The organism is Sphingobium sp. FW305-3-2-15-F-TSA7 (assembly GCF_058787155.1).
In genome coordinates this window covers 125,931-141,145 of record NZ_JBYSZM010000012.1, presented here as the reverse complement: position 1 = coordinate 141,145, position 15,215 = coordinate 125,931, and the positions used below count along the sequence as shown (strand labels likewise).

Below are 15,215 nucleotides of genomic sequence, written 5' to 3'. Positions count from 1 at the left end.
CCATGTCCGCACTGGGGATGCCGATGCTCCCGCGATCGGCCGGGCCGGAGGCGGCCGCACCGTTCTCCGGCAAGTTCCATGTTGAATATCAGCCGCTCCATTGCGTTCGTGCGCCATGCCCGCCGGGCCGTTACCGGGTCGTCATGCCCGGGCGATCCGCCACTCTGGTACAGGCCGTCGATTATGATCCCGCCACGCCGGTTGCGATGCGCGTCGCACTGCGTGGCACGGGTTCGGCGGAGGGCGTGGCGATCGATGGGCGAGTCCGCTTCGTCCGCGAGCCCGATGGCCGCACCGTACGGGCGGTCATCCTGGCGCGGCGCGCCATCGCCGGGCGATGGAAACCGTGATGCCGTTCGCACGATGGCGGATCGATCAGGGCTCAACGACGAAGCGGATATTCCTGACTTCGTAGCGGCTCCAGACATTGCCTGGCTTGACGCCCTGAAGCAGCAATCGTCCCCGGTTCGTGCTCGGGATCAGCCTGGCCCGGTCGGTCGGCACGACCACCGTCACGCGTGTGTCGGTCCAGCTGACGATGCTCAGCATCATGCCCGACGTCGCGGGGCCGTCGAACAGGGAGACGTTGCTGGCCTTGGCGCGGTCGGCGAAACCCTTGCCGTTGATCACCACCTGCATGCCCGGCCGGAACAGGAATGGTCCGCGTCGGCCGTTGATGTCGGCGATATAGCCGCCATCGGAATAGACGGCGAGAAGCGGGCGGACCATGGGCGCGCCCAGCCCCCTGGCCCGCGCCACCGGATCATATGGCAATAGCCGTCCGTCTCTGGTGTCGAAGCCCGTCGCCGCCGATCCCGGCACTAGCAGGGTCAGGCCGAGCAGCGCGATCCGGACGCTCACGGCTTGCGCACGATCAGCGTCGCGCCGTCGATCGAAAGGTCGAGCCTTTTGGGATCGCGGCCCTGCTCGATCAGGAAATTATGTGGCGGACGGGCGTTCAGGATCGCATCGGACGCGCGCGTCAGGCCGATGCGCACCGTCGGCACGCGATCATAATCGGACGATATTTCGACCAGATTCTTGGCGACGCGCTTCACGGTGATCTGGACGTCAGACTGCGATCCGCCGCGTGTGTCGGCGACGACCGCGCCTTCATAGATACCCGCCGCGACATCGGCCAGATCAGGCTTGCGCGCCGGCTGGCCTGCCGCAGACGCTGCGGATGCGGTGGTGACGAGGGCGATAGCCGACAGAATAGCCGGCATAAACAGCGGCATGGCTTTACGCATCTTCACTCTCCTCGATCGAAGGTCAGTTCACCGGGCTGCGTCTGATGGTTTTGCCGGTGAAGGGATCGATGCCCGCCGGCCCGTAGAGCGATATGTTCACGCGGTAGCCGGTGGAGCAGAACACGGGCATCCGCTGCGCGGTGTATATATGATAGACCCGAGCCGAGAGCGTGATCCTGGCGGCCTGGGCCATCTGGTCGGTCGCCATGCCGTCGGCATCGATAAAGGGGGTTCCCGGGCGGCGAACCGGGCCGCCGGTCGGGACGGGAACATAGCCCTTGGGCGGCGGAACGGGCTCGATCGTGAACGCGGCGAGTTGGAAGCCGTGGCGGCGCGGTTCCGCCAGGTCGAGCGTGTCGGGGCGGCGCGGACGACTGGAGCAGCTATATTCGCGTCGGGGCTGGGGTGGTTCCACCCAGCTCTTGCTGACATAGATCGTGGCACCGGCGCTCGATATGCCGCCGGGCGGCGCGGGCGCCGTGCGCGCGATCTTCACGCCTGGCCAGCTATGGAGGTCGAGTGCGGAATCGGGCACCCGGCCGATCGGCACGACGGCTTTCAGCACCTTCACCTTCGCGACGAGCGGCATGGTGGTGACGAGTGGGCGCACCTCTTCCATGCGGACCTGTGCGGGCCCCATCGCTGGGATGGCGAGCGCGCCGATCAGGATGAACGATATGGCGGGTTTCATGGTGACGATCCTCCGTTTCAGCGGTCCTGACGATGGCTGGGGCGCCGGAATGAACCGAACGGATCGACGCCGATCGGGCCTTCGAGCGTGACGGTCAGCCGATATCCCGACCAGCATGTGCTCGGTCCGCCGTCCTGCTTGACGAACAGCGGCGGGCGGATGCGGATCTGGTCGGCCTTGTCGAGAAAGGCGGTATAGGTATCGCCCTCGCGGCTGTTGACGGCGATCGCCTCGACCGGGGATTGAAGCGTGTGGCCATGGCGCGGTGTCAGTGGTTCGGCGCTGAATGCGGCAATGGTGAAGCCACGCTTGCGAACGGCGGACAGGTCGATGCGATCGTAGAATGTCGTACAGGGCGCCGAGACCGGGCTGCGCACCCGTTCCACCGCCAGCGCCGAAGGCGGATAGTTCAGCGCGATCCTGCGCGAGGGATTGCTCCAATCTTGCGGCGTGGCCAGCGTCAGGTCGCGATCGGGCCAGTCATGGACGGGCTTGCGCTCGGTCTGTCGCCGGATCGGCGTGGTCGCAATGTCGATGCCCGGCTTGATCCTGACCGGTGCGATTTCGGTTTTCTTGGGCGACGAGCCGACATTGATCGTGTCCTGTGCGACCGCAGGCGCGGCGAGCAGAATGATCGGGAGCATCAGTGCTTTCATGGATCAGCCTCCGGTCGGGGATGACGGGCTGGCAGCTGCGCCCGGAATCATCGCCGCCATCCATTGAGGGGGTCGGTGCCCGCCGGCCCGATCGCCTTGATCTCGAGGCGCCAATTGGCCGCGCATGCCATGCGCTGGATCTTGCCGTGCGCCGGGATGTCGAGAACATAGATGGTCGGCGATATGCTGATCACATCGATCTCGGCCGGGTTGTGCGCATTGAGCAGCCGCGTGCCGTTGCGCTTATAGGGGCGCACCACCGCATGGGCGGCGATCTTGTAACCCTGGGGCCCGGCGTCGGTGATCAGCCGGTGATCGACCACGGTGAAGCCGCTCATGCGCAGCCGCCGCAGATCGATCGAATCGCTGGGCTGCCGGCATTGCTGAAACGGCAGCGCAATGCGCCGTGCGCCGGGATAGCCGCCCTCGGTCAGGGTGGCCGCCTGCCACCCGCCTTCGGTATCGAGGGCGATCATCTCGCGCGGCAGATTCTGCAGCGTCACCACAGCCTGCGGCACGGATAGCGGGCGGATCTTGGCGGTGAGCAATTTGGTCTGTTGCGCCGCCACGGGCATGAACGGGATGATCGACAGGCAAAGAATGATCGATCGGGACGGGATGCGCATCACGCGGCTCCTTTGCGGGGGTCTCAATCGATCTGACGGGATAGGCCGGACTTTCCGGCCAAAGTTTTCTGCGGCTGGAGCGATTTGTAGTTCGATCGAATCATCGAACGACTCGAAAATCGCGTTAAAACAAACATCTGGAGCAGGCTGTGATCCGCTTCCGCCGGATCACAGCCTGCTCTAGTCGGGAAGCGCGGCGAAGATCCGGACGAGCGGCCCGCCCGGCCCCTGGGTGATGACATTGTGCGAAGCGCCGTCGGGGCCGGCGAAGAGTGCGGAACAGAAGCCCGCGCCGGTCCCGGCACACACTTTGATTTCCGGAAAGGCGGCGCATTCGGCCTGCCCGATCGACGCGCAATCGCGCTCGGCCGGAGCGCCGGGCCGATAGCCGCCCGCCGCAAGCCGTGCCTTGACCGCGACATAGGGCATATCGGCTTCGAGCCCGAGCGCGGCGAAAACGGGCGGGATATCGTCGGCCAGCGCGGAATCGGTCGCGGCCGGCGTGGCGGGGGCGGGCGCCGATGGCGGTGGTTCCGGCGTCGGCGCGGGCCGGATCGCGATAGGCGGGGGCGATGCCGTCGGCGTTGGCGGCCCGCCATCCAGCGCCGCTCGCCCGGCGACGATGCCGATCCCGGCCGCGACCGCCAGCGCAATGAGCGTGATGGCCGTGTATCTCATTGCGGCCGTGGCGGCAGGCGCCTGACGATCGTCCGGGCGGGGCCGATCCGCATCGGAGCGGTGATGGTCGCCGGTGCCGGCCGCCATCCGGCGTCGGCAATGCAATCATGATATTCGCCCGCGATCCGGTCGACGGTGCGCCGGCTTCCGCGCGTCCAGACCGTGCCGACATTGCGATCCCAGGCAGTGCCGCCGCCGCCGACCTTGCGGACCTTGACGGTATAGGTTCCGTGCGCGGGCACGTCCTTCACCACCGGCCACACCGTGATCACCGTCTGATGACGGCGGATCGTCAGTTCGCATTCCAGATCGATACCCTCGCCCTGTGCCCAGGCGCCGGCCGGCAGCAGCAGCCAGCCAAGCAGCAGCGACGCAGCGATCCGGCGGGGAGAGGTTCTTTGTATCATGGCGCCAGCCTAGCCGTGCGCACGGCGCGTGCCGTCCTTCGTTCGTGGGAGGGGCCGCAGCATTCGGCGGCGGGGCGCATGGCGTCCCGACGATCATCTTTCGCCGGGGTGCATTATCCCCCGCGACAATTGGCGCGCGGGCGGTTAGTCAGCGGCTATGACCAGATCCGCAACAGATGTGATGCAGGACATCATCTTCGCCGCCGTGATGGACGGCATCGCAGCGCTCAAGACGGCGTCGAAGGGCGTTCCCAACACCCTCGTCCGCGATCTGGGCGCGCTTCACGTCAACACGACCTTTGCCGATCTGCCGCCCGAGCTGCGTACCGCGATCGCGGCGAGCGTGCGCACGGCGTTCACGCGCCTGCAAAAGGAGGGCTATGTCGTCGGTGGCGGAACACCTGCCGGCGGCCCCGATCGTCCCGTCCGGTCGCCTTCCGCGCATGCGCCGCGCCCGCCCTCGGCGAAGCCTAGGCATCCGCGGCCCGACAATGGCAACAACAACCGGCCCAGGCCCGGTGGCGGCCGACCGTCAGGAAAGCCCGGACGGCGAGGGAGCTAGAGCGGAGCGCTCTCCGCGGCCCGAAACACTGCATCGCACAGCGATGTCGCCCGGGGATCGCCGACGAGATCGGGGCCCATATGGTTGCAGGCATAGCCGATCGCGATGCCCGTCCCGCGATCGGCGCAACCGAAAGAGCCGCCCCAGCCGCTATGGCCGAATGTCTCGCGATGAGGCCCGAACATGCCCGACGCATTATGCGCCACCCCCATGCCCCAGCCCGGATTGAAGCCGAGCACGAGATCGGGCCGGTCGGCGGTCGTGCGGGTCATCGCCGCGACGATGGCCTCCGGAATCGGCTTGATGCCGTCCAGCCCGGTATCGGCGACAAGCGCCGCATAGAGCCGCGCGATGCCCTGGGCCGAGCCATGGCCGTTGAGCGCCGGCAATTCCGCGGCGCGCCATCCGTCTTCATTGGCGCGCTGCGGTTCCATCGCCGGACTGCCGAGCGCCATCGCCATTGCCGGGGTGATGGCGAGCCCTGACAGATCGGCGGCGGTGTCGGGGGGCACCAGTTCGGCGACTCTCGGCGCCTCGGCCCCGCCAAGCCCGATATGGATATCGGCCGCCAGCGGTCCGGCGAGTTCCTCGGCCAGGAACCGGCCCAGCGTGCGTCCATCGGCGCGGCGCACGATCTCGGCGGCGAGCACGCCCCAGGTGACGGCGTGATAGCCATTGGCGGTGCCGGGCGGCCACAGCGGCGGCTGCGCGGCCAGTCGCGCGGCGACACGGGATTGATCGAACAGATCGTCGATCTCGGTGGGTTCGGCGAAGCCGGGAAGCCCGGCCTGATGCGACAGCATTTCGCCGAGCGTGACGTCCCGCTTGCCGGCATGCGCGAATTCGGGCCAGGTCGCCGAGACCGGCTGCGCATAATCGAGCACGCCGCGCGCGACGAGCAGGGCGACGCACATCGCCGCGACGCCCTTCGTCGTCGACCAGAGATTGACGAGCGTGTCGCGGGTCCAGAGGCGGCTCAGCGCCTTGTCGGCATGGCCCGCCCAGAGGTCGACGACACAGACGCCGCGCCGATAGACCGCGCATGACGCGCCGATCTCGGCATAGGGGCCGGTGCGCGCGAAATTCTCGGCAAAGGCGCCCCGCACCGCTTCGAAACCCGGCGCGACATCGCCATGGATCGCCGCCGCCATCTCAGCGTGCGCCGAGACCGAAGGCATAGAGCATCCCGAATTCCTCGACGATCCGCGCGACCATCGCTTCGTCCTCGCCATCGAACCATTTGGGGATCCAGCCGAACGTGCCCGCCAGCGCGATCGCGGCGGCGGTCGCGTCGATCGCACGGATGCTGCCCTCGGCGATGCCGGCCATGACGATCGCTGGAAAGACCTGCTGCGAGGTCCGGACGAGCGCGATCACCTCGTCATGCGCCTCGGCATGGAGCGCATCGACGCCGGCAAGGGGGGCGAGCGGCGAGAATTCGGCACGCGCGTTGATCTCGACGAGCAACTGGAAACCGGCAACGGCGCGCGCGAACCCGTCGCCCGGCGCCGCGCCGATCGCATCCAGCACCCGGCCGCCCAGCGCGAACGCCCGGCGATAGCATTCGGCCACCAGCTCGGGCTTGTCGGTCAGATAATGATAGACGACGCCTTTGGTCGCGCCCAGCGCGGCGCCGATCTCGTCGAGCGAGGTCGCGTCGATGCCCTTGCGATTGAACAGCCGCGACGCCGTGCGCAACAGCTCCTCGCGTTTCATCGACGCCGCCTCGTCGCGGCTAAACGGGTTTCCCCGTGGCGGACGCAGTGCGGAAATGCCGATCCGCGGCAATGGCGTATCGGGTGTCGCCATGGCCGCAATGCCGTTGCGGATCAGGTCGATCGCGGCCGCGCAGACGCGCGCGCGCGTCTGCGCGGGATCCGCGCCGCTCCAGCGCGGCGCGAGCGGCGTCCAGGATACCATGCCGATGATCGCCTGCGCCATGATCGCCGCGTCGCAGGTGCGCAGCTCGCCGGCCTTCTGGCCGGTTTCGATCAATGCGCGAAGCTGGGCGAGCACGCCCCCGGCAAGCCCTTCGATCGTCGCGCGCTGTTCGTCCGACAGATAGGCGACCTCACTCAGCACGGCTTCCTCGACGCGGTCGCCGTCCAGGCTGCGTTCGATGAAGGCGGCGATCCGATCGAGCGCGCCGCCCGGGGCCCGTGTCGCGGCGGCGATGTCGCGGGCGAGCGCTTCGCACGCGCGACGATAGCTCTGAAAGACCAGGTCCTGGCGATCGTCGACATAATAATAGAGCGCCGCGCGCGAGAGCCCCAGTGCCGCCGCGATATCGGCGAGCGCGGTCTCGGAAATGCCGCGCCCGTTCAGCTGGCGCGCGGCTTCGTCGAGGATCAGATCCCGCCGGCTGCGCTTCCGCACGAGTTTCAGGTCGCCGCGCGGCATGGCCGGTTGTTCACCCATCGCTTCCTCAACATTTGGTTTTGACAACATACGCATATGTCAAAACGCTTGACAAGCCCAATTCAACATGTCCTGATGCATGCATACTCAGATGTAAAATCCGTGAAACGGCAGGTGCATCGAAGTGGCAAAGGCGGGTTCGGCCCGCATTTGGGGAGGCTGGAATGGCGAAGATGCTGAGGAAAGGCGCGCGTTCGATTGGCGGCTGGTTGCTCGCGACGGCGGCGATGCCGGCAAGCATTGCCTGGGCGCAGGCCGAACCCGTGGCGCGCGAGTCGGAGATGGCGGAGATCGTCGTCACGGCGCAGAAGCGCGAGGAGCGGCTGGTCGATATCGGCATCAACATCCAGGCGCTGTCCGCCGAGGCCGTCGGCGAACGCCGGATCAACCAGATCGAGAATCTCGCTTCGGCGATCCCCAATATCGACATCAAGGAACAGGTGCCCGGCGCCATTCCGGTGGTGACCGTGCGCGGCATCGGGCTCGACGATTTCAGCGCGACCAACAGCCCCGCGGCGGGCGTCTATGTCGACGAGGTTGCGCTTGCCTCGACCGCGCTGATGAGCGGCGAACTCTACGACGTCGCGCGGATCGAACTGCTCAAGGGGCCGCAGGGCACGCTCTACGGCCGCAATTCGACCGCGGGCGCGCTCAACATCATCACCCAGCGGCCGCAGCAGGACTTCGCGGGAGCGATATCGGTGGGCTACGGCAATTATCAGGCGTTCGAAGCCGAGGGCTTCGTCAACGTCCCGCTCTCCGAAACATTGGCGATGCGGCTTTCGGCGCGCACCGTCCAGCAGGGGCACGGCTACTGGAAGAGCCGGCTGCTTCCCGGCGAGACGATCGGCGAGCGCGACATCATGACCGGGCGGTTCCAGCTGCGCTGGCAACCGTCGAACCGGGTCGACATCAACCTGAAGGTCGAAGGGCTGCGCTCGAGGTCGGAAATGGGCCAGGGCGAATTCTTCGGCGCCGTCGATCCGCTGACCGGCGGGCCCTGTGCGCCGATCCTCGCGGGCCGCGTCGACAATACACGCTGCACCGATTTCTTCGGCTACACCGATACCGACGGCAAGCCGTTCCTCGGCGACTGGCCGCGCGACGCATTTTACGACACCGACAGCTGGGACGCGACTCTTTCGGCGCGGATCGGGCTCGGCAGCGTCGAACTGGTCTCGATCACCGGCTATCGCTGGCAGGATCGCGGTTTCGACATCGATTCCGACGCGACTCCCGCGCGGCAGGTCGATTTCCTCCAGAACGACACGATCGAGCAATTCTCCCAGGAATTGCGGCTCTCCGGAAAGACGGGGCCGGCGGCATGGATATTGGGTGCGATCTATGCGCACGACCGTGTCGAGGTCTTCACGCCGGGCAATCATCTCGATCTGTTCGCGACACGCACCGTGATCACCGCCGATCAGAAGACCGATGCCGTCGCCGCCTTCGTCAATGTCGACTGGACGCTTGCCGACCGGCTGACGCTGGTCACGGGGCTCAGGCTGACCTGGGAGGAACGGACCTATGTCGGCGGCACCACCGATCTCAATCCGCTGGGCTTCAGCCTGCTTTGCATCCCTGCCGGATTGTGCGCGCCGGGGGTTCCCGGCCCGGTGGCGCTCAGCTTCATCGACGCCCGGATCAGCGACACCAACCTGACCGGTCGCGTCGCGCTCGAATATGCGCCGGCGGCGAACAGCCTGATCTATGCGAGCATCGCGCATGGCGTGAAGAGCGGCGGCTTTTTCAGCGGCCTCTCCACCAACGATCTGGCGCTGCTGCCCTATCGCCCGGAAAAGCTCACCGCTTATGAGGTCGGCGCCAAGGCCGAACTGCTCGATCGGTCGATGCTGATCAACGCCAGCGCCTTTTATTATGACTATCGCGACGTCCAGACCTTCGTGCGCGCCGATGACGGGCCGATCCCGGTGCAGAAGCTCGGCAATATCGACAAGGCCAGCGTCAAGGGGATCGATCTCGACATCACCTGGCTGCCGGTGCGCGGACTCAACCTGTTCGCGGGGATCGGCCTGCTCGACACCAGGCTTGGCCGCTTCACGACGACCGCGGGCGTCATCCCCGGGGGCAACAGCCTGCCCAACGCGCCCGATCTCACCTTCACCGGCCGCGCCCGCTACCAATGGTCGGTCGGCGGTCTCAAGGCGTCGGTCCAGGGCGGCGCGCGCTTCGGCGATGCGGTGTTCAAGGATGCGATCAACGATCCCGTCATCCGCGGCGAATCCTATTGGATGTTCGACGCGCGGATCGCGCTGGGGGCGGAGGATGATCGCTGGGAATTCGCGCTCTGGGGCAAGAATCTCTCCGACGACCGGCATGTCGTCCAGGGGCTCAACGTCGCCGCGCTCGGCTTCGGCAACCGCACCTACAACGCGCCGCGCACCTGGGGCGCGACATTGGGGTTCCGTTTCTGATGGGCGATCCCTTTCTCGGGCTCGACGCCGAATTGCGGCCGCTCTGCACCTCAGCCGTCACGCTCGGCGACGCGCATGTCATCGAAAGCGGTCCGCACGGACGGCGCCTGATCGTCGATGTCCTTTCCGTGCGGATGGAGGGCGAACGGCTTTCGGGGCGCCTGCGCGGCAGCGCCGCCGCCGACTGGCTGACGATCGGCCCCGATGGCCGATATGGCGCGCTCGACGTTCGCGCCACGATCGAAACCGACGACGGCGCCGTGATCTATGTCCAATATGGCGGTCGCATCCGTTTCGGCGCGGAGGGCATCAACGCGGCGTTCGGCGCGCCGCTCTTCGAGACCGGCGATCCGCGCTACGCTTGGCTCAATCGCATCCAGGCCGTCTCCAAGGGGCGTTCCGACACCGCGGCGCGCACCATCCACTACCGCATCTACGAGGTTTGCTGATGTCGATGCCCGTCAATCGCCAATACCGGCTGGCGCGCCGCCCCGGCGCGCGCATTTCCCGCGACGATTTCGCCTGGTCGTCCGAACCCGCGCGCGCGCCGGGCGATGGCGAGATCCTCGTCCGGACGCGCTATCTGTCGCTCGATCCGACCAACCGGCTGTGGATGACCGACGTCCCGCAATATCTGCCTCCGGTCGCGATCGGGGACGTCATGCGCGGCGGCGGGATCGGCGAAGTGGTCCAGTCGCGGCTCGACGGCTATGCGCCGGGCGACATGGTCTTCGGCATGACCGGCTGGCAGGATTATGGCGTGCTGTCTGCCGGCGGGCCGATCGGCCTGGCGAAGCTGCCCAGCGATACGGGGCTGCCGATGGAGCGGTTTCTCGGCGCCTGCGGCGCGACCGGGGTGACCGCCTATTACGGCATGATCGACATCTGCCGGCCGCAAGCCGGCGAAACCGCGATCGTGTCGGCGGCCGCGGGGGCGGTGGGCTCGGTCGCCGGACAACTCGCGCGGATCGCGGGCGCGCGCACCGTCGGCATTGCGGGCGGGCCCGAGAAATGCCGGCTGCTGATCGACGCATTCGGTTTCGATGCCGCGGTCGACTACAAGGCCGCGGACTGGCGCGAGGCGCTGGTCGCCGCCACCCCGGGTGGCGCGGACATGCTGTTCGAAAATGTTGGCGGGCGCGTCATGGCGGCGAGCATAGAGCGATTGCGCATCGGCGGGCGCATCGCGCTGTGCGGGATGATGTCCGCGCAAGGCGGCGAGCAGTCCACCAGTGCGGACTATGCCATATTGATCGGCCGCCGCCTTCGCCTGCAGGGCTTCAACATCGTCGATTATGCCGATCGCTGGCCCGCTGCGGCGGCGCAGCTCGGCCGATGGATCGCCGAAGGGGCGCTCAACGGGCGCGAGACTTTGGTCGAGGGGCTGGAGAACGCACCCGAAGCGCTCAACATGCTGTTCGACGGCGGCAATGTCGGCAAGCTGGTGGTGCGGGTGGCATGACCGACGGTCCGTTCAGCGGCATGACCGCGCTCGTCACGGGCGCGGCATCGGGCATCGGTGCGGCGACGGTCCGCGCGCTGCGGGCCCAGGGCGCCGTGCGGCTGGTGCTGGTCGACCGTGACGGCGAGGCGCTGGAGCGTGTCGCCGACGGCCTCGACCTGGCGCGCGACGCGATCGAGATCGCGGTGCAGGACGTCGCCGATGCCGCGGCCTGGACCGCGCTCGAAACACGGATCGGTGCGCGGTTCGGCCATGTCGACCATGTCGTCGCGGCGGCGGGCATCGGCCATGCGGTCGCGCCCGTCGCGGATCTGCCGATCGCCGAGTGGCGACGGACGCTGAGCGTCAATCTCGACGGCAGTTTCCTCGCGCTCCAGTCGGGTATCCGGCTGATCCGCGCGGGCGCGCGGGGCGGCGGCATCGTCCTGCTGTCGTCCTCGACCGCATTTCGCGCGCAGCAGGGCATGTCGGGCTATGCCGTCTCGAAACTGGCGCTGGTTCAGCTTGCACGCACCGCCGCGGCGGAGGTCGCCGCCGAGGGCATCCGCGTCAATGCGATCGCTCCGGGCGTCGTCGAAACCCCGTTGTTCCGGACGCTGCCCTGGTTCCGCAATCTTGCCGCGCAGTCCGGCGGCGAGGCGGAGGCCTTTGGCGCGTTCGCGCGCCGCGCCGTCCCCATCGGGCGCGCGACCACGGCCGAGGAGACGGCCGAGCAGATCCTGTTCCTGCTCGGGCCTTGGGGCGCCACGATCACCGGCGCTGTGCTCAATGCCGATGGCGGCATGACCTTGAGTGCCGCCTAGAGCCTGAGTGATTGCGGGGCGGGCGATGTCGGCCCGCCGGCCATTGCGCGCGCATAGCCGCTCGGTGCCAGCCGCACGATCAGGCCCGCGACGATGGCGGCACAGCAAAGATGAAAGATCCAGCCGGCGACGAATCCGCCGCTGGCATCGTGCAGCGCCGCGACGATCCAGGGCGGAATCGCCGCGATCAGGAAGCCGCCGCCCTGCATCAGCGCGGACAGCGCGCCGGCGCGCGCCGGATCGGGCAGATGGTCGAGCGCGACGATCATCGACAGGGCGAAACAGCCGCCGAGCCCGGCGCCGAGCAGGATCGCCCAGAGGACGGGCAGCAGCGTCGGCCAGGCGGCGAGCCCGGCAAAGCCGATCGCCTGCATCGCCAGCGTCAGCCACAGCCAGGGGCGACGATCCTCGCCCCTGCGCGCCAGTGCGGGGATCAGCAGCGCCGCGACCGTCTGGCTGGCCGCCATCATGGCGAGCAGGCCGCCGCTGGCGGTGCCGGTCCAGCCATGATCCTGATAGGATGGCGCAAGCCATGCGACGATTGATGCATAGCCGCCATTGACCAGGCCGAAACAGATCATCAGCAGCCAGCTGCGTGGCCGTTTCAGCAATGCCGCGATCGGCCGGTCATCGCGCCCGACCATGACGTGGCGTGGCAGGATGCGCGCCGCCATCGCCAGGGCGATCATCGCGGGCAGCGCCAGGGTGGCCAGGCCGAGACGCCAGTTTCCCGATGCACGCGCGACGATCGGCGCGATCTGCGCGCCGAGCGCGCCGCCGCCCATCAGCATCGACGAATAGAGCCCGGTGACGATCGGGACGTGCCCGGGAAATTGCCGCTTGATGATCCCGGGAAAGACCGCCTGCACGATCGCGGCGCCGAGCCCGCACATGGCCGCCGTGCCGAGCAGTGCCCAGCCGCCGAACGCGGCCAGCCGCAACAGCGAACCCATGCCGAGAAGGGCGAGTGCGGCGACCACCGCACGCCGCGGTCCCAGCGTGTTTTGCAGGGCGGGGCCGGCAAAGGCGCCGGCGCCCATGATCAGCATCGGCACCAATGTCAGCAGCGCCATGCCCTGCAGGTTCAGGCCGGTGTCAGCGCCGATGCGCGACGCGAGCGGGCCGATGCCGGTGAGAAACGGCCGCAGATTGAGGCCGATCATGGCGACGGCCGCGATCAGGGGAATGCGTGTCCGCACAGGGTCAGCCCCGGCGTTCGGTGTCCTGCCGCCGCTTCCATTCGCCATAGAGGTCGGGGCAGCTGTCGAGGTGCGCCGGCAGGTGCCGGATCCTTATCGACTGTTCGGAAAAGGGCTTGGCCAGATCGGCGCGGATCGCGGCGGTCGACAGACCATAGGGTTCGCCGTCGTCGTTGGAATAGGCATAGGTCACCGCGCCGATACCGGCCAGCCGCATCGCGGCCATGCACATAGGGCAGGGATGGCCGCTGGCGAAGACCGCGCAGCCGCTGAGGTCGGCCGAGCCGAGTGCCTGGCTGGCGGCGCGGATGGCGTTCAGTTCGGCATGGGCGGTCGGGTCGTTTGAACCGACCACGTCGTTGACGCCCGTCGCGACGATTTCGCCGTCCCGGACAACGACCGCGCCGAAGGGGCGTCCGCCCGCCGCGACATTGGCATGGGCGAGCGCGATCGCCGCGTGCAGGAAATGCTCTTCGTCGCGCATGGATTGAACGGTCAAGGCGCCGGCTTGGCGTTCCACGCGGCGACCTTGGCGCGGGTGTCGGCCAGCATCCGGTCGAGCGCCGCTCGGTCATGGACAATGCCGCGCATGATCACCGTGCGGATCGCCCGCGTCGCCGCGATATCCTCCAGAGGATTGCGATCGAGCAGCACCATGTCGGCCGCCTTGCCGCGCGCGATCGAACCGAAGCGATCGAGCGTGCCGAACCATGCCGGCCCCGCGCGCGTCGCGGCGGCCAGCGTCTGGGCGGGGGTCAGGCCGTATTTGACGTAGAGCGCCATCTCGTCGTGCAGGCCGATGCCGGGATAGTTGAACGAGTTGAGAAAGCCGGCATCGGTGCCCGCGATGATCGTGACGCCCGCCGCCTTGAGCATCGGCAGCACCGCCGCCTCGCGCTCGATCTGGTCATGCCGTGCCGTGATCGCGGCGGCGTCGGCCTGCGCGGCGCGTTCGACGCGCCATGTGTAGGTCGCGCGCAATCCGGGGCCGATATAGGCCAGATAATCGTCGTTCCGGTGATCGTCCTGGTCGAGATAGGCGATGATGCGGCCGCCGTTGAGCGTGGGGGTGACGAAGACGCCGGTCTCGGCGAAATGGCGATAGGACGCCATCGCCGTCGCCTCGTCGAAACCGGCATTGATCCGGCGATTGGCCTCGGCGCGGTCGATGCGGCCGGCGGCGAAATCGGCGGCGATGCCGGCCTCGTCCTTCGCGCCCGCCTTGAACGCATAGCCGAGATGCTCGATCGAGCTGATCCCGGCATCGACTGCCTGCCGGACCGTGAGCGCCATCGGGATATGGCCCGATGCGCGCAGCCCGGCGGCTCGCACCTGGCGCAGCGCATAGAGGAACAGCTCGGGCTTGAGCGTGCTGTCGGTGATCTTGACGAAATCGACGTCCAGCGCCTTCAACTGCGCCACCGCTTTGTCGACATCATCGGTCGATCCGGTTTCGATGGTGCCCTTCCAGATCGGCTTGATGCCTTCGATCTTGGGGCCCGAACTCAACAATGTCGGGCCGAACAGGCTGCCGTCGCGGATCGCCTGCCGCCAGCTCAGCACCTGTTGCGGCAGATCGCCCGACGCGTCGCGCACCGTGGTGATGCCATGTGCGACATAGAGCGGGAGCAGCGCCTTATTCTCTTCGATGAGCGCGGGGCCGCCGCCGAAATGGACATGCATGTCCCACAGGCCGGGGATCAGATACCGGCTCCTGGCATCGACCGTCCGCTTGGCGCCCCATTGCCGGGCGATCTCGGCGTCGCCGCCGACCGCGACGATCTCGCCGCCCGTGGTGGCGACGGCCTGATCGGGGATCAGTCGCGCATGCTCGACATCGACGATGGTCGCGTGGCGGATCAGCACGTCCGCCCGATCTTTTGCGGCCGCCTGTATCGGCAGCAGCGCAAGGCCCGCGAGAATGGCGGTGAACACAGATTTCATTGGTCGAACGTCCCGGAATCCCAACTCGTCCCATGGGTAGCTTCGCGTTGGAACATTCGCAAATTAGATGTATGGATAAATATT

18 protein-coding genes are annotated in these 15,215 nt (G+C 67.7%); 6 read left to right on the top strand and 12 right to left on the bottom strand.

What is annotated here, in order from left to right; all coding sequences use genetic code 11:
* Positions 1–23 precede the first annotated feature (23 nt).
* Positions 24–350, top strand: a complete 327-nt coding sequence (locus tag AC3WN8_RS11940; RefSeq protein ID WP_492669644.1) for a hypothetical protein — start codon at positions 24–26, stop codon at positions 348–350.
* Between the two features lie 25 nt (positions 351–375).
* Here the strand turns inward: AC3WN8_RS11940 and AC3WN8_RS11935 are convergent, their stop codons facing one another.
* From AC3WN8_RS11935 to AC3WN8_RS11905, 7 genes are all read right to left on the bottom strand, one after another.
* Positions 376–861 (bottom strand): hypothetical protein, encoded by a 486-nt coding sequence (locus tag AC3WN8_RS11935; RefSeq protein WP_492669643.1) that lies wholly within the window; start codon positions 859–861, stop codon positions 376–378.
* Complete coding sequence (locus AC3WN8_RS11930) at positions 858–1,250, bottom strand: hypothetical protein (protein ID WP_492669642.1); 393 nt, start codon at positions 1,248–1,250, stop codon at positions 858–860. The genes AC3WN8_RS11935 and AC3WN8_RS11930 overlap by 4 nt, the downstream gene beginning before the upstream one ends.
* A 22-nt stretch (positions 1,251–1,272) precedes the next feature.
* Positions 1,273–1,941 carry a hypothetical protein gene (locus AC3WN8_RS11925; RefSeq protein ID WP_492669641.1) on the bottom strand — a complete coding sequence of 223 codons (669 nt, stop codon included), beginning with the start codon at positions 1,939–1,941 and terminating at the stop codon, positions 1,273–1,275.
* A gap of 17 nt (positions 1,942–1,958) precedes the next feature.
* Positions 1,959–2,585, bottom strand: coding sequence for a hypothetical protein (locus tag AC3WN8_RS11920; protein ID WP_492669640.1), 627 nt, complete (start codon positions 2,583–2,585; stop codon positions 1,959–1,961).
* Between the two features lie 59 nt (positions 2,586–2,644).
* Complete coding sequence (locus tag AC3WN8_RS11915; RefSeq protein ID WP_492669639.1) at positions 2,645–3,223, bottom strand: hypothetical protein; 579 nt, start codon at positions 3,221–3,223, stop codon at positions 2,645–2,647.
* A 180-nt stretch (positions 3,224–3,403) separates the two neighbouring features.
* A complete protein-coding gene (locus AC3WN8_RS11910; protein ID WP_492669638.1) occupies positions 3,404–3,901 on the bottom strand; it encodes a hypothetical protein in 498 nt (165 codons plus the stop codon).
* Positions 3,898–4,308, bottom strand: coding sequence for a hypothetical protein (locus AC3WN8_RS11905; protein ID WP_492669637.1), 411 nt, complete (start codon positions 4,306–4,308; stop codon positions 3,898–3,900). Before AC3WN8_RS11905 ends, AC3WN8_RS11910 begins: the two co-directional genes overlap by 4 nt.
* Before the next feature lie 181 nt (positions 4,309–4,489).
* Here AC3WN8_RS11905 and AC3WN8_RS11900 point away from each other — a divergent pair, with 181 nt between their 5' ends.
* Complete coding sequence (locus AC3WN8_RS11900; protein ID WP_492669636.1) at positions 4,490–4,870, top strand: hypothetical protein; 381 nt, start codon at positions 4,490–4,492, stop codon at positions 4,868–4,870.
* Here AC3WN8_RS11900 and AC3WN8_RS11895 read toward each other — a convergent pair.
* Positions 4,867–6,048, bottom strand: coding sequence for a serine hydrolase domain-containing protein (locus AC3WN8_RS11895; RefSeq protein WP_492669635.1), 1,182 nt, complete (start codon positions 6,046–6,048; stop codon positions 4,867–4,869). The genes AC3WN8_RS11900 and AC3WN8_RS11895 overlap by 4 nt on opposite strands.
* On the bottom strand, positions 6,023–7,288 hold the full coding sequence (locus AC3WN8_RS11890) for a TetR/AcrR family transcriptional regulator (protein WP_492669634.1): 1,266 nt from the start codon (positions 7,286–7,288) through the stop codon (positions 6,023–6,025). Before AC3WN8_RS11890 ends, AC3WN8_RS11895 begins: the two co-directional genes overlap by 26 nt.
* Positions 7,289–7,452: 164 nt before the next feature.
* Between AC3WN8_RS11890 and AC3WN8_RS11885 the strand changes: the two genes are divergently transcribed.
* The 4 genes from AC3WN8_RS11885 to AC3WN8_RS11870 are packed head-to-tail and all read left to right on the top strand — an operon-like array spanning position 7,453 to position 11,988.
* The gene (locus tag AC3WN8_RS11885; protein WP_492669633.1) at positions 7,453–9,723 is read left to right on the top strand and encodes a TonB-dependent receptor; all 2,271 of its coding nucleotides are present in this window, start codon (positions 7,453–7,455) and stop codon (positions 9,721–9,723) included.
* The gene (locus AC3WN8_RS11880; protein WP_492669632.1) at positions 9,723–10,172 is read left to right on the top strand and encodes a DUF3237 domain-containing protein; all 450 of its coding nucleotides are present in this window, start codon (positions 9,723–9,725) and stop codon (positions 10,170–10,172) included. The genes AC3WN8_RS11885 and AC3WN8_RS11880 overlap by 1 nt, the downstream gene beginning before the upstream one ends.
* Positions 10,172–11,185: an NADP-dependent oxidoreductase gene (locus tag AC3WN8_RS11875; RefSeq protein ID WP_492669631.1), complete on the top strand. Its 1,014-nt coding sequence runs from the start codon at positions 10,172–10,174 to the stop codon at positions 11,183–11,185. Before AC3WN8_RS11880 ends, AC3WN8_RS11875 begins: the two co-directional genes overlap by 1 nt.
* Entirely contained in the window at positions 11,182–11,988 is an 807-nt protein-coding gene (locus tag AC3WN8_RS11870; protein WP_492669630.1) for an SDR family NAD(P)-dependent oxidoreductase, read from the top strand. Before AC3WN8_RS11875 ends, AC3WN8_RS11870 begins: the two co-directional genes overlap by 4 nt.
* Here AC3WN8_RS11870 and AC3WN8_RS11865 read toward each other — a convergent pair.
* Genes AC3WN8_RS11865 through AC3WN8_RS11855 form a run of 3 tightly spaced genes read right to left on the bottom strand, consistent with a single transcriptional unit; the run spans position 11,985 to position 15,131 of the window.
* The gene (locus AC3WN8_RS11865; RefSeq protein WP_492669629.1) at positions 11,985–13,187 is read right to left on the bottom strand and encodes a cyanate transporter; all 1,203 of its coding nucleotides are present in this window, start codon (positions 13,185–13,187) and stop codon (positions 11,985–11,987) included. The genes AC3WN8_RS11870 and AC3WN8_RS11865 overlap by 4 nt on opposite strands.
* Before the next feature lie 4 nt (positions 13,188–13,191).
* Entirely contained in the window at positions 13,192–13,686 is a 495-nt protein-coding gene (locus AC3WN8_RS11860; RefSeq protein WP_492669628.1) for a nucleoside deaminase, read from the bottom strand.
* Entirely contained in the window at positions 13,683–15,131 is a 1,449-nt protein-coding gene (locus tag AC3WN8_RS11855; protein ID WP_492669627.1) for an amidohydrolase family protein, read from the bottom strand. Before AC3WN8_RS11855 ends, AC3WN8_RS11860 begins: the two co-directional genes overlap by 4 nt.
* Positions 15,132–15,215 lie beyond the last annotated feature (84 nt).

What these genes read in the sequence shown, in the direction of transcription:
- AC3WN8_RS11930 (WP_492669642.1), bottom strand. Translation starts at nt 1,250, where the DNA reads ATGCGTAAAGCCATGCCGCTGTTTATGCCGGCTATTCTGTCGGCTATC.
- AC3WN8_RS11900 (WP_492669636.1), top strand. Translation starts at nt 4,490, where the DNA reads ATGCAGGACATCATCTTCGCCGCCGTGATGGACGGCATCGCAGCGCTC.
- AC3WN8_RS11885 (WP_492669633.1), top strand. Translation starts at nt 7,453, where the DNA reads ATGGCGAAGATGCTGAGGAAAGGCGCGCGTTCGATTGGCGGCTGGTTG.
- AC3WN8_RS11875 (WP_492669631.1), top strand. Translation starts at nt 10,172, where the DNA reads ATGTCGATGCCCGTCAATCGCCAATACCGGCTGGCGCGCCGCCCCGGC.
- AC3WN8_RS11940 (WP_492669644.1), top strand. Translation starts at nt 24, where the DNA reads ATGCTCCCGCGATCGGCCGGGCCGGAGGCGGCCGCACCGTTCTCCGGC.
- AC3WN8_RS11890 (WP_492669634.1), bottom strand. Translation starts at nt 7,288, where the DNA reads ATGGGTGAACAACCGGCCATGCCGCGCGGCGACCTGAAACTCGTGCGG.
- AC3WN8_RS11910 (WP_492669638.1), bottom strand. Translation starts at nt 3,901, where the DNA reads ATGAGATACACGGCCATCACGCTCATTGCGCTGGCGGTCGCGGCCGGG.
- AC3WN8_RS11895 (WP_492669635.1), bottom strand. Translation starts at nt 6,048, where the DNA reads ATGCCTTCGGTCTCGGCGCACGCTGAGATGGCGGCGGCGATCCATGGC.
- AC3WN8_RS11925 (WP_492669641.1), bottom strand. Translation starts at nt 1,941, where the DNA reads ATGAAACCCGCCATATCGTTCATCCTGATCGGCGCGCTCGCCATCCCA.
- AC3WN8_RS11905 (WP_492669637.1), bottom strand. Translation starts at nt 4,308, where the DNA reads ATGATACAAAGAACCTCTCCCCGCCGGATCGCTGCGTCGCTGCTGCTT.
- AC3WN8_RS11920 (WP_492669640.1), bottom strand. Translation starts at nt 2,585, where the DNA reads ATGCTCCCGATCATTCTGCTCGCCGCGCCTGCGGTCGCACAGGACACG.
- AC3WN8_RS11855 (WP_492669627.1), bottom strand. Translation starts at nt 15,131, where the DNA reads ATGAAATCTGTGTTCACCGCCATTCTCGCGGGCCTTGCGCTGCTGCCG.
- AC3WN8_RS11880 (WP_492669632.1), top strand. Translation starts at nt 9,723, where the DNA reads ATGGGCGATCCCTTTCTCGGGCTCGACGCCGAATTGCGGCCGCTCTGC.
- AC3WN8_RS11870 (WP_492669630.1), top strand. Translation starts at nt 11,182, where the DNA reads ATGACCGACGGTCCGTTCAGCGGCATGACCGCGCTCGTCACGGGCGCG.
- AC3WN8_RS11915 (WP_492669639.1), bottom strand. Translation starts at nt 3,223, where the DNA reads ATGCGCATCCCGTCCCGATCGATCATTCTTTGCCTGTCGATCATCCCG.